General features: G+C 63.2%; 11 protein-coding genes. 10 read left to right on the top strand and 1 reads right to left on the bottom strand.

Features of this window, described 5'->3' with window-relative positions; all coding sequences use genetic code 11:
• Positions 1-771 (top strand): AbgT family transporter (locus tag QZT63_RS14640; RefSeq protein ID WP_290652231.1); only part of this gene is annotated, 771 nt, incomplete at its 5' end.
• 5 nt (positions 772-776) lie between these two features.
• On the opposite strand, the gene QZT63_RS14635 is transcribed toward QZT63_RS14640, so the two are convergent.
• Positions 777-2,483, bottom strand: coding sequence for a DUF885 family protein (locus QZT63_RS14635; protein WP_290652230.1), 1,707 nt, complete (start codon positions 2,481-2,483; stop codon positions 777-779).
• Positions 2,484-2,809: 326 nt separating this feature from the next.
• Between QZT63_RS14635 and QZT63_RS14630 the strand changes: the two genes are divergently transcribed.
• From QZT63_RS14630 to QZT63_RS14590, 9 genes are all read left to right on the top strand, one after another.
• Complete coding sequence (locus QZT63_RS14630; RefSeq protein WP_290652229.1) at positions 2,810-2,998, top strand: hypothetical protein; 189 nt, start codon at positions 2,810-2,812, stop codon at positions 2,996-2,998.
• A gap of 267 nt (positions 2,999-3,265) precedes the next feature.
• The gene (locus QZT63_RS14625) at positions 3,266-3,478 is read left to right on the top strand and encodes a type II toxin-antitoxin system HicB family antitoxin (RefSeq protein WP_290652228.1); all 213 of its coding nucleotides are present in this window, start codon (positions 3,266-3,268) and stop codon (positions 3,476-3,478) included.
• Complete coding sequence (locus tag QZT63_RS14620; RefSeq protein WP_290652227.1) at positions 3,475-3,744, top strand: type II toxin-antitoxin system HicA family toxin; 270 nt, start codon at positions 3,475-3,477, stop codon at positions 3,742-3,744. The genes QZT63_RS14625 and QZT63_RS14620 overlap by 4 nt, the downstream gene beginning before the upstream one ends.
• A 9-nt stretch (positions 3,745-3,753) precedes the next feature.
• Entirely contained in the window at positions 3,754-3,969 is a 216-nt protein-coding gene (locus QZT63_RS14615; RefSeq protein WP_290652226.1) for a type II toxin-antitoxin system HicB family antitoxin, read from the top strand.
• 99 nt (positions 3,970-4,068) lie between these two features.
• Positions 4,069-4,233 (top strand): hypothetical protein, encoded by a 165-nt coding sequence (locus QZT63_RS14610; protein WP_290652225.1) that lies wholly within the window; start codon positions 4,069-4,071, stop codon positions 4,231-4,233.
• A gap of 691 nt (positions 4,234-4,924) precedes the next feature.
• Positions 4,925-6,643: a DEAD/DEAH box helicase gene (locus QZT63_RS14605; protein ID WP_290652224.1), complete on the top strand. Its 1,719-nt coding sequence runs from the start codon at positions 4,925-4,927 to the stop codon at positions 6,641-6,643.
• A 12-nt stretch (positions 6,644-6,655) separates the two neighbouring features.
• The gene (locus QZT63_RS14600; protein WP_290652223.1) at positions 6,656-7,699 is read left to right on the top strand and encodes a hypothetical protein; all 1,044 of its coding nucleotides are present in this window, start codon (positions 6,656-6,658) and stop codon (positions 7,697-7,699) included.
• 974 nt (positions 7,700-8,673) lie between these two features.
• Positions 8,674-11,061, top strand: a complete 2,388-nt coding sequence (locus QZT63_RS14595; protein WP_290652222.1) for a hypothetical protein — start codon at positions 8,674-8,676, stop codon at positions 11,059-11,061.
• Positions 11,062-11,460: 399 nt separating this feature from the next.
• On the top strand, positions 11,461-12,735 hold the full coding sequence (locus QZT63_RS14590) for an IS110 family transposase (protein WP_290652221.1): 1,275 nt from the start codon (positions 11,461-11,463) through the stop codon (positions 12,733-12,735).
• Positions 12,736-12,740: the final 5 nt, after the last annotated feature.

Genomic DNA, 12,740 nt, shown 5'->3' with positions numbered 1-12,740 from the left:
GCCGGCCACGACACCGGCGCGCACCCGGACCGCGGACTGCGCGCCGCCGGCGTAGCCTTTGCGATCATACTCCTCGTGGTGCTGCTGCTGATCCTCATCCCGGGGGCGCCACTGCATGGCGAGGGCGAGCACTTCGCCCGCTGGGTGGAGGCGATGGTTCCACTGCTGCTGGTGGTGTTCCTGGTGCCGGGCTTGGCCTATGGCGTGCGAGCCGGCACCATTGCCAGTGACCATGATGCTGCGCGTCTGTTGGCCGATACCATGGCCGCCCTGGCGCCTTATATTGTGCTCGCCTTCGTCGCGGCGCAGTTCATCGAGGCCTTCAACTATAGTCAACTGGGCCTACTGCTGGCCATCTCGGGGGGCCAGGCACTGGCAGCGCTCGCCATCCCCGCGCCCATGCTCGCGGTGGGCTTCCTGCTCGTGGTCATGCTCGCCAACCTGTTCATCGGCTCGGCTTCGGCCAAGTACGCCTTCCTGGCGCCGGTGTTCGTGCCCATGCTGATGCAGGCGGGGTTGAGCCCCGAGCTCACCCAGGCCGCCTACCGCATCGGCGATTCTGTCACCAACATTATCACGCCGCTCAATCCCTACTGGGTCATCGTGCTGGCGTTCGTGCAGCGCTGGCAGCCGGGGGCGGGGATCGGCACGCTGCTCGCACTGATGCTGCCTTATGCGATTGCCTTCGCGTTTGCCTGGCCGTTGCTACTGGCGGTCTGGATCATGCTCGGCGTGCCGCCCGGCCCGGGTGCGCCGGTGACTGTGGGCTAGACCGCCTACTGGCGGAATTCCGTCATCCAGCGCTCGACATTGGCCTCCAGGACATCGAGCGGGACGGCGCCGCTGCCCAGGACGACCTGGTGGAAGCCGCGCACGTCAAAAGCGTCCCCGAGCGCCTGGTTACCCCATTCACGCAGCCGGCGGATCTCGAGCTCCCCAATCTTGTAAGCCAACGCCTGGCCGGGCCAGGAGATGTAGCGATCCACTTCGGTGGTCACGCTGTGCAGCGTCAGCGCCGTGTTGTCGGCCATGTAGTCGATTGCTTGCTGGCGCGACCAGCCGAACCAATGGATGCCGGTATCGACGACCAGGCGGCAGGCGCGCAGCATCTCGTAAGCCAGGCGGCCAAAGTCGCTGTACGGATCGGTGAAGAAGCCGAGCTCCTGGCCAAGACGCTCGGCGTACAGGGCCCAGCCTTCGCTGAAGGCCGTGACGGCGGCGAAGCGCCGGAACGCCGGCAGTTCAACAAGCTCCTGCTGCAGCGCGATTTGCAGGTGGTGGCCGGGCACCGCCTCATGAAACGACAGGGTCTCGAGCTCATGGAGCGGCCGGCTGGGCAGATCGTAGGTATTCACCCAGTAAAATCCCGCCCTGCTGCCGTCTCCCGCCGGCCGCTGATAGTACGCGGCGGGGCTGCGCGGAGCGATATACGCGGGGATCTCGCGGATGCCGTAAGGCATCCGCGGCAGGTGATTAAACAGCCGGGGCAGCTCACCGTCCATGCGCTTGAGTACATAGGCGATTTCGCGCAGGAGCGCGTCGGGTGAATCGGCCCGGAAGCGCTCTTCGGTGTGCAGAAAATGGACGAACTCATCGAAGGTTCCGTCGAAACCGAGCGCCGCGATGCTCGCCTCCATCGCTGCGCGAATGCGGACAACTTCCTGCAGCCCCATGTCGTGCACCTCTTCCGGCGAGAGCTCCCGCGTGGTGAACGAGCGCAGGCGGTGGCGGTAGAACGCCCGCCCCTCCGGAAGCGCGGAGGCACCGATTTCCTGCCGCGCGCCCGGCTTGTATTCATCCACCATAAATCGGAGGAATTCGCGGTAGCCCGGCACGACGGAGGCAAGAATTGCCTCTTGTCCGGCCGCGCGCAGGCGGTTGCGGCGGGCGGCGGGGATGTCGCCCGGGAAGCGCTCGAACGGCTGATAGAGGCTGCTGCGCCCGGGATCGTCGACAATGTGGTGCGTAATCGTCGATTCGATCCCTTCCAGCACCACGGCAGGCTGGACGACGCCTTGGCGCAGCCCTTCGCGCATCAGCCCGATGTGCCCGCGCGCGTAGTGCAGAAAGCCCTGCAGCCGTGCAATGTAATTCTCGTAATCGGGTACCGTGCGCAACGGGACCTGTTGCCAGAGCTGCGGGAAGGAGACGTGGAAGCCAGTGGCACTGCCGATCGGCATCAAATAGCCCCGGTGCTCCAGCTCAGCGACCCGGTCCCGGCGCAGGTGGGCGAAGACGTCGTAGTCGACACGCTCGGCTTCCGGCAGCGCCTCCCGGTCGATCGTCCCCAGGCGCGCGAGAAACGTGCGCTCGCCCGCGAGCCGGCGCTCCTGGTCCGCCACCCCAACCGAAGGAAGCCGAGCATTGTAGCGGTGCTCCCCCACGCGCGTGGCGTACAACGGATCCTCCGACAGGACGAAGGCCCAGTGTTCGTCGAACAGGCGCTTCAGCGCCGTCGACGCATTATTGTGCTCCGTGCTCATCGTGCTCGTTTGCGTTACAGCCCGCTTTGCCGAAGACTCTACACGCCGGCAACGCCCGCAGCCATGGGTCTGCGGTGCTCAAAGACGCCCGCATCATGGATTCTCTGTGCCCCGACCTGTGGCACGCCCTTGTCTCAAGGCTCGCCATGCGCGGCGTGGCATGGAATACCGTCCGCACACAGCGTTTTCAGGCATGTGCGGGTGACGCGGTTTGATACTGGGTATACTGTGAACATCAGGTTGTGGTCGGCACCGTTACTGTGCGCACATCTATAACAGTGCCGCTATTGCCGGCTCTGCTGGAACGGCCAAGGGAGGTAGCATAGATGCAGTTCAGCGTGCGTGTCCTCGGGCTGCACGAGGGCGGTGAATGGTGCGCTCTGGCGCTGGATATGAGCCTGCGCGGCTATCTGGAGTCTAATGACGAACCCGCAGACGTGGACGCCGAGTACTCTGCAGGCGATTCGCCATTGCCACGTGCACACCATGACGGGTTCGAGGCAGTCTCAGCCTAGATTGAGTTTGGAGCCCCATAGCCGATGCCTCGCACGCTCGAGTACAGGGAGGTAGTGAAACGGGTTCGAAGGGCCCGGCCGCAGGTTGAAGTACATGCAAGACCCTACTCACTGTTAGTGGAATGGTGGCATGAGTAAGGTTGTGTTGGTTGAATTGGAGTGGAAGTATTTTCCGGAAAACTATCTGGAGGAACCGATTTCAATCGCAAGCTCCCGCCTATTACGCGGGTGTTATGTGTCCTGACGGAGCCAAGCTAAACTAACGTTATGAACACTCGATACACCGCTGTAGTGAAGACCGACGGTACTTTCTGGTACGGCTGGATCGAGGAAGTGCCAGGCGTCAACTGCCAGGAAGCGACCCGTGAGGAGCTGTTGGAGTCGCTGAAGATCACTCTTAGAGAAGCCTTGGAGTTCAATCGCACGGATGCGATAGATGCAGCCGGCGAGAACTACGAGGAATTGGAAATCGGCGTATGAAGCGCCGCGACCTGATTCGATATCTCGAATCCGAAGGTTGCGCTCTGCTACGAGAGGGAGGTCGTCACTCTTGGTGGCACAATCCGTCCCAAAACAGACGTTCGGCCATTCCGCGGCATCGCGAAATCAACAATCATGCCCCGGAGGTGGCGCTCGCAGAGCGTGTCGAAGTGCTCGCGACCGTCACCGTCTCGGGGAAACCCAATGTTGAGGTCCTGCCGGGCACATTGAATAATGTCCTGAAGCAGGCGGGTCTCAAGAGGTAGGGGATTGTTATGCGCTATACTGTAATTGTAGAGGAAGGTTCCACGAGCTGGGGCGCGTATGTCCCGGATGTGCCAGGGTGTGTTGCCGCAGGTGAGAGTCGAGAGGAGGCGCTGCAGCTCATTCGCGAGGCAATTGAATTCCATTTGGAGGGGCTCAAAGAACACGGTGAGCCTATTCCTAAGCCGCATTCTTACGGCGAGGTAGTCGAGGTCCGTGCTGCATAACGGACAAGATTAGATCGTGAGAGCGAAGCGAACCACGATCTGAACCGTTTGTTGGATCAAGTCCGGCTCTGAATAATCGGTCGGCTAGGAAAATAGCTTTTGGGTTTTCACCGATTTCCGGCGACGGTCGAGCCGTTGTGGGTCCGTGAGCCGGCCAATCGCGTCACGGTGGCGGTTTTCGGTGGGATGGTAACGGGTTTTGTGCCGGGCGTGGGGCTCCTTCAGGCCGAACGCGCCGGGAACACGCCGGCCGCCTTCGTCTGATTCTAGCATCGACACACTCGTCCCACCCGCCGCACTGCCGCCCGCCCGTGCCCGCCTTCCGTCACCGGCGCGCAAAAGCTCCGCGAGCCGCCCCTAAGCCACCTGAAAACCCCCGCGTACGAGCAACACAGCTCCCAAAATTACGCCGCTCTCTCATATCCAATCGCCGGAATCGCCACGGGTGGCCGGGACTTTGACTTTGTCCTGGGCGCAGGAAGGTCTCGGACATGGCTGTCACCGATCGCAAAGTGTTGACGGCGTCACTCCCCTGGGAGGCACCGTGTCGTATCGTCAGTGGTAGAGAGTGCGATCTGGATTCTCCCGCATCGAGTGTCGAAAGCGCGTGATTCTGGACCCGTTGTACCCGTCTATTCGCTCGGGCACTCTGTGACAACTGGAGTCGCCGCAGAGAGACAGTCATTGCCTTGGACATTCGCTGTGGCGGGAGCGAGTGAAGCTCCAGCCAGCGCAGACGCAGACACTTCACCCGACCAACACGATAGGGCGCGCAAGTCGCACTGACCGGTGAATCGCTGACCTGTGCGTGATCGGGCGCGAGCCAGAGAAGAAGAGACGTATGGTCACACCACAATACGCCCCCGGTATGCGGGTGGAAATCCGCGACGCCGAGTGGCGAGTCAAGCGCGTTGATTTCAGTTCGGACGGCGGCTAGATCCTAAGCTGCGAAGGCTTGTCCGAGCTGGTCCAGGGCCGGGAGTCGTTGTTCCTGACGGAACTGGACAAGCCCCGAATCCTGGACCCGAAGGACACCCAGCTCGTCGATGACGTCTCCAGCAACTTCGGCGCGAGCCTCCTTTTCATCGACTCCATGCTGCGCAAGACCGCGCCGTCGGATGAGCGCATCCACCTTGGGCACCGTGCGGCCGTGGACGATCTGCCCTTTCAGCGCGAACCCGCCTTACAGGCACTGCAGCAACCCAGGCAGCGGATTCTCATGGCTGATGCAGTGGGTCTTGGTAAGACGCTGGAAGCCGGAATCCTCACCAGCGAGCTGATCGCGCGCGGGCGAGGCAAGCGCATTCTCGTGCTCGCCGTGAAGTCCATGCTCACCCAGTTCCAGCAGGAGTTCTGGACACGGTTCACCATCCCGCTGGTGCGCCTGGATTCCACGGGCCTGCAGCGGGTTCGCAACCGGATTCCGTCGAACCACAACCCGTTCCATTACTTCGACCGCGCCATCATCTCGATCGATACCCTCAAGCAGGATATCGAGTACCGGCACCACCTGGAGCAGGCGTACTGGGACATCATCATCATCGACGAGACCCAGAACGTCGCCGAGCGCGGCAGTCATTCACAGCGTTCGCGGCTCGCCCGCCTGCTCTCCACGCGCTTGGATACGCTGATCATGCTCTCGGCCACGCCGCACGACGGCAAACCCGAGAGCTTTGCGAGCCTTGTGAACATGCTCGATCCCACGGCCATCGCCAATCCGAGCGACTACGCCCAGGGGGACTATCGGGACAAAGGGCTCGTGATCCGGCGGTTCAAGAAGGATGTCCGGGACCAGCTCAAGGGCAATTTCCCGGAGCGGGAAATCGAGGTCGCGAGCATTCCGGCCACCGCGGTCGAAGAGGCAGCCTACGCGAGCCTGCTGGAGGTCTCGTTCAATACCCTGGACGGCGGGGGCGGCCCCGGTGGTGGGCGTCTGTTTCGCACCAAGCTGGAGAAGGCGCTGTTCTCAAGCCCCATGGCATGCCACTCCACCGTGCGTAACCGCATGGCGCGACTCCAGCGCCGCCTCGAGCGTGAGCGCGACGAGGCCCGCCGCACGGATATCGTCGACGATCTGGACACCCTGCACGGGCTCGAATCCAGCCTCGAAGCCATTACGCCGGATCAGTTCAGCAAGTACCGGCTCCTGCTCCAGCAGCTCTCCGGCGGTCTCGGCTGGGAGCCGAGCAACCCGGATGACCGCCTGGTGATCTTCACCGAGAGCCTGGTGACCGTCGACTTTCTGGCCGAGCAGCTCCCCCGGGATCTCAAGCTCAGCAAGGGCGCGCTGGAAGTGCTGCGTGGCGACATGCGGGACAAGGAGCTCATGGACACCGTCGAGCAGTTCAACCACTGCGAGTCCGGCATCCGCATCCTGCTTTGCTCGGATGTCGCCTCCGAGGGCCTGAACCTCCACCACCGCAGCCACCGGATGATTCACTTCGACATTCCCTGGTCGCTCATGGTCTTCCAGCAGCGCAATGGCCGCATCGACCGCTACGAGCAGACCCGGCAACCGCAGATCCGCTATCTCGTCACCGAGAGCGAGCACCCGAAGATCCGCGGTGATCAGCGCGTGCTTGAAGTGCTCGTGCGCAAGGATGACCAGGCCAGCAAGAACATCGGCGATCCCTCGGAGTTCATGGGCCTCTACAGCCAGGAGGCGGAAGAGTAAAAGGTCGCCGGCGTGATCGAGAAGGAGGCCGAGCCGGATAGCCTCTGGGTCCAGTTCGAAGCCATGATGGATGACCAGGTCCAGGAGAGCGAAAGCCCCCTGGACAGCTTCATTCCGCAAAGCGGCCGCGCTAACCACCCGGAGTCTATAAGCCCATTGCCGCGGGTGTTTCCGAGCGGCCTCGAATATGCGAGGACGGCGCTGCGCTGGTTCGCCGAGAAGGGCGAGAAGCTCGACGGCGGGGTTGAGGGGGAAACCGTTTACCTCACGGCACCCGGCGATCTCCGGCAGCGCCTCAACTACCTGCCGCGGGAAGTTCGCCCGGAGCACGACCACTTCACGCTCACCACCAACAAGGAAAGCATCCACGCGGAAATCCGCCGCACGCGGCAGGAAGAAGACGCGGCCTGGCCTCAGTTGCACTACCTCTGGCCGTTGCATCCTGTCATGGAGTGGCTGTCGGATCGCGCCCTGAACGCCTTCGGCCGCCACACGGCGCCGGTCCTGCGCCTGACCGGCAGGCTCGCGGGCGACGAACACATCATTCTCACCCACGGGGGCTTCCCCAATCGCCGCGGCCACGTGCTCGTCCAGCAATGGACAGCGGTGCGGATTCAAGGCGGTGAGGTCGTCGAAACCATGAATTGGGAAACCCTGCAGGACCGGCTGGACCTCCGGCCCGGAACACTTCCCAACCCGGGGCGCACCGGGAGTACCGCGCCCCTGCGCGCTCTGCTGCCCAGGGCCATTGCCGCCTCCCGGGACAAACTGCGCGCGCTGAAGCGGGCGTTCGATGCCGAGCGCCGTCCCATTCTGGAGCAGCACCGCCAGCGCCTGGCTGAGCTCAAGCGCCAGCACGAGGGCCAACTGCGCCTCGAACTGGAGCGCTCCGGCCAGCCCGAAGCCGTGAAGGCACGCAGGGAACAGGAGCGCCAGACCCATATCGACCGCATTTTCCGCGACTACCAGGGCTGGCTGGAGAACACCCAGAGCACCGAAGCCGAGCCGTATCTCCAGATCGCTGCCGTGTTCACGGGAACGCCAGCCTCTCAATAGGTAAGACCGAACGATGAACCTGATCGGCGTTACCAACGAAAACGAGCTCTACTCCGACCACTACCTCGCCGAGATCTTCTCCGGCGACATCCGCGGCGTGCTGGAGGCCTGGCGGGCGCGGGAGGCGGAAGGGCGCGAAGCGGCCACCGCCAGGGGTGAGGGTGGTGCGAAGTACCGTGGGTATCGCACCCCTTCCAGCCGCCTCAACGCCATGGCCCGGGAGCTGCTGCAGGGCGTCGAGGAGAGCGCGCGCCAGCGCCAGCCCACCGAACGCATTGAGGGCAGGCGGGCGGTCGCCCGGCGGCTGCTAGACATCTTCGAGCTGCCGTATCGGCCGCGCCGTGAGCTGCTCGATGACGTTGTCGAGCTGCCGCTGCTGGGCGCGCTGTACTCCAGCCAGGGCGATCCGGTGCTCTGGATCCTGGAAGCCGCCCCGGCCATGGGCGAAGAGCCGGACCTGGATCCGCTCGCCTGCGGCATCCAGCCCGAACAGCTCCAGACACTGGGCGACACCCCGCTTCCGAGGGCTGTCTTTCGCTCCGATGCGCCGGACTGGCAGAAGCGCCTCAGCCAGCAGGTCTTCAGCCAGGAGACGCCGCCGCGCTGGGTGCTGCTGGTCGGCGCGCGCCAGTGGCTGCTGCTGGACCGCACCAAATTCGGCCAGCACCGCCTGCTGCGCTTCGACTGGCCGGAACTCCTCACCCGCCGCGAAACCGAGACGCTCAAGGCCGTGAGCGTGTTGTTGCATCGGGAGTCTCTGCTCGGCAGCCAGGGGCAAAGCCTGCTGGACACCCTGGACGAGAACGCCCACAAGCACGCCTACGGCGTCTCGGAAGACCTCAAGTACGCCCTGCGCGAGTGCATCGAGCTCCTCGGTAGTGAAGCCGCCCGCCAGTTGGAGGCCCGTGCCCAGGCGCAGAAAAAGAGCATCTACTCTGGAGCCGGGGCGGCTGAGCCTCGAGTGCCTGCGCTACATGTACCGGCTGCTGTTTCTCTTCTACATCGAGGCACGCCCGGAGCTTGGCTACGCCCCGGTGACCAGCGAGACCTATCTCAAGGGCTACTCCCTGGAGCACCTGCGCGAGCTGGAAATGGTCCCCCTTACCAGCGAATCCGAACGCCGCGGGCGGTATTTCCACGATACCCTGAACCGGCTCTTCAACCTGGTCTTCGACGGCTACCGCCCGACGCAGGACCTGCTCGCCACCGAGAGCCGGCAGACCGGCCGCGACGCGTTCGAGATCCAGCCGCTCAAAAGCCACCTGTTCGACCCCGGCTATACCCGCAACCTTAATCGCGTGGTGTTTCCCAACCACCTGCTGCAACGGGTCATCCAGCTCATGTCCCTCTCGCGGCCGGCCCGGGGCAACAAGCGCCGGGGCCGGATTTCCTACGCCCAGCTCGGCATCAACCAGCTCGGCGCCGTCTACGAGGGCCTGCTGAGTTATCGCGGCTTCTTCGCCCGGCACGACCTCTACGAAGTGAAGCCCAAGGGTGAGAGCTGGGATCCCCTGGGCATCGGCTATTTCGTCACCGCCGACGCCCTGGCGGAGTACGACGAGGAGGAGAAAGTCTTTATCAAGGACGAGGCCGGTCACGACAAGCTGCTCAAGCACGACAAGGGCACGTTCATCTACCGCCTGGCGGGCCGCGACCGGCAGAAGACGGCCTCCTACTACACCCCGGAAGTGCTCACACGCAGCCTGGTGAAGTACGCCTTGAAGGAGGTCTACAAGGAACAGCTCGACCCGTTGCCAGACGACGCCGCCCGCGCCGAGCGGATCCTGCAGCTCACCGTCTGCGAGCCCGCCATGGGCAGTGCGGCATTCCTGAACGAGGCCATCAACCAGCTCGCGGACAAGTACCTGGAGTTGGTCCAGTCCGCCCGGCGTGAGCGCATCCCGCAGCAGGACTACGCGGGCGAGAAGCAGAAAGTGAAGATGTTCCTCGCCGACAAGAACGTCTTCGGCGTGGACTTCAACCCCGTGGCCGTGGAGCTCGCCGAAGTCGCCCTGTGGCTGAATGCGCTCAGCAGCGACCGCTTCATCCCCTGGTTCGGGCTCCAGCTCCATGCCGGCAACTCCCTCATTGGCGCCCGGCGGGAGGTCTTTACCCGAGGTCAGCTCGAGCACACCGGGCAGGGCAGTTGGCTGAAAACCCCACCGGAGCGCCTCCCGCTGGGGCAGCCACGCAAGGAAGGCCAGATCTGGCACTTCCTGCTGCCGGACAGCGGCATGGCGCACTACAACGACAAGGAGGTGAAGGCCCTCTACCCCGAGCGCATCAAGGCCATCAACGCCTGGCGCAAGGCCTTCACCAGGCCCTTCGATAAGGATGAGCTGCGCCGGCTGGAGGCCCTCAGCGAGCGCATCAGCGGCCTCTGGGACGAGCACGCCGAAAGCCTGGCCCGGCTTCGCCGCCGGACTACCGATCCATACCCCGTCTTCGGCCACACCGCCCGCGGCGAGGCCACCAGCCTGCAGTACAAGGATGCGGTGGTGGACCAGGAGCTGCTTTCCAACCAGCTCGAGAACACCAGCGCCTACCGGCGCCTGAAGCTCGCCATGGACTACTGGTGTGCGCTGTGGTTCTGGCCCATCAACGCCGCCGCCGAGCTGCCGGACCGCGATGAGTGGTTGATGGACCTGGAGAACCTGCTGCTCGGCGACACGGTGGCCACCCACCGCGTGGGCGAGCAGATGGAGCTCTACGCCAGCACCAATCCGGAGGAGGGCAGGCGCTTCGTCGACAAGTACGGCGTGGTGAATTTCAGCACGCTGTTCGCCGCGTTTCCCCGTCTGAAGCGCGCCAATGCGATTGCCGACAAGCGCCGCTTCTTCCATTGGGAGCTGGCCTTCGCCGATATCTTCCGCGATCGAGGCGGCTTCGATCTGATTCTGGGCAACCCGCCCTGGATCAAGGTGGAGTGGAGCAGCGGCGACGTGCTGGCGGACTTCGAGCCCCGCTTTGCCATCCGCAAGATGACGGCGCCGCAACTGGCCCGACTGCGCGAGGCAACCTTCGAGCGCATCCCCGCCCTGCAGCGGGGCTGGACGGACGCGTTCGAGGATTCGGAGGGGACGCAAAACTTCCTCAATGCAGAATCAAACTATCCCCAACTCGCTGGCCAAAAAGCGAACTTATACAAGTGTTTCTTACCTCGCGCCTGGGACAACGGAAACTCGCACGGGGTCAGCGAATTTTTGCATCCAGAGGGCGTCTACGATGATCCGAATGGTGGTCGGTTTCGTCGCGAATTATATCCACGGCTGCGGGCCCACTTTCAGTTCGCCAATGAGGTCAAGCTGTTTGCAGAGGTAGATAACCATACTCTGTACAGCGCCAACGTGTATGGACCATAAAAAAGTCCTGCTTTCGTGACATTAGCGAACCTTTTTATACCGCAAACCATCGACTACTGCTTCAGTCACGATAGTTCGGGTGAAGTGCCAGGTATCAAGGAGGAACTGGAACTGCCCGATGGGCGGACAAAGGTTCAGTGGTGTTTCGAGGGTCACAGGGACCGAATCATCGAGATCGGAGAGCGCGAACTCAACTTGTTCGCGACATTATATGACGAGACCGGAACAGAGACCCTGGAGGCACGATTACCCGCCTTGCATGCGCGGCAGTTGCTTGCGGTACTGGAAAAGTTTGCTAGTACATCCGGGAGACCCCCCAGCTAATGGAATGGACCGCCGCCTCCCTTCTACCCTCGGAGAGAGTGTAGAAGGCTGGAAGGTGAAGAGAGGAGGCAATCCATGACCATCCAAACTGCTGGTATCGATCTTGGCAAGGACAAGATGCATCTCGTTGGCCTGGACGCGAACGGAGAAGTTGTCGCGCGCCGGGAATTCGGCAGTCGCACGGCTCTGATTCGGTATCTGGCGAAGTGTTGCCCCTGCCGTGTGGCCATGGAGGCGTGCGCCGGGGCACATTATGTCGGCCGTAAGGCAGCAGCGATGGAGCACGAGGCGAAGCTTTTGCCGGGGCAGTACGTGCGCGCTTACAGGAAATCGCAGAAGAACGACTACGCGGATGGCGAAGCCATCGCCGAGGCGGCCACCCGACCCACGATGCGCGAGGTCCAGATCAAGGAAGCCTCTCAGCAAGAACTCCAGCTTCTCCACCGCCAGCGTACCGGCTGGGTCTCGCAACGCACGGCGACGGTCAATCGCATCCGGGCCATGCTGCTGGAATTCGGCATCACCATGCCGAAATCCATCGACAAAGTCCGCTCACAACTCCCCTTGATCCTCGAAGACGCCGACAATGGCGTGCCCGATTTGACGCGCTCCTTGCTCTACGAGCTATGGCGTGATGTGGTCGCACTTGATGAGCGCGTCGACTGGGCAACCAAGCAGCTCGAGCGCATGGCGCGCGCCGACCCGCGCGCCCGCGCTTTGCTCCAGATCCCGGGCGTTGGGGTGATCATCGCAACGGCCACCATTGCGGCCATCGGTGACGGGCGCGCCTTCCGCCGCGGCCGGGATTTTGGTGCTTGGCTTGGTCTGGTTCCGAAACAGTACTCCACGGGCGGGAAGACACGACTGTTAGGAATCAGCCACACCGGCAATCGCTATCTGCGCACCATACTGATACAGGGCGCGCGCTCGGCGTTTCAACAATTTGATCGTCGCGATGATCCGCTGGCGCGGTGGGCGAAACGGCTTCGCCAGCGCAAACCGGATAACGTCAGTGTCGTCGCGCTCGCGAACAAGCTCGCGCGCGTCATTTTGGGTAATCCTGCGGCGGCAGGAGACGTTCAACCCCGGCATGGCTGTCGCTGCATAGTCACCCGGAGTCGTTCGCAAGCGCAGCCGAGTCCTTCATCGACTGCAAGGAGGTTATCCCCACCGAGTGAGCGCAAGCATCGACAACGGATGGCGGTGACAGGCGACCGGCATGCCGCCGAGGCCGTCGCGGCAAGCGGCTCAGCGAAGTCTTCGGCCTATTTTGCCCCGGCATGCGCGATCCTCCATCGTGGCCTCGGGCTGAAGCGTGCCCGACCCCAGAGGCCGAATAGATTCGCGTAGCCTTC

This window comes from Aquisalimonas sp. (genome assembly GCF_007120195.1).
Lineage (GTDB): Bacteria > Pseudomonadota > Gammaproteobacteria > Nitrococcales > Aquisalimonadaceae > Aquisalimonas.
This window is presented reverse-complemented; position numbering and strand designations above follow the sequence as displayed.

Excerpts from the sequence above, each read along its gene's own strand:
- QZT63_RS14635 (WP_290652230.1), bottom strand. The coding sequence starts at position 2,483 with ATGAGCACGGAGCACAATAATGCGTCGACGGCGCTGAAGCGCCTGTTC.
- QZT63_RS14630 (WP_290652229.1), top strand. The coding sequence starts at position 2,810 with ATGCAGTTCAGCGTGCGTGTCCTCGGGCTGCACGAGGGCGGTGAATGG.
- QZT63_RS14625 (WP_290652228.1), top strand. The coding sequence starts at position 3,266 with ATGAACACTCGATACACCGCTGTAGTGAAGACCGACGGTACTTTCTGG.
- QZT63_RS14620 (WP_290652227.1), top strand. The coding sequence starts at position 3,475 with ATGAAGCGCCGCGACCTGATTCGATATCTCGAATCCGAAGGTTGCGCT.
- QZT63_RS14615 (WP_290652226.1), top strand. The coding sequence starts at position 3,754 with ATGCGCTATACTGTAATTGTAGAGGAAGGTTCCACGAGCTGGGGCGCG.
- QZT63_RS14595 (WP_290652222.1), top strand. The coding sequence starts at position 8,674 with ATGTACCGGCTGCTGTTTCTCTTCTACATCGAGGCACGCCCGGAGCTT.
- QZT63_RS14590 (WP_290652221.1), top strand. The coding sequence starts at position 11,461 with ATGACCATCCAAACTGCTGGTATCGATCTTGGCAAGGACAAGATGCAT.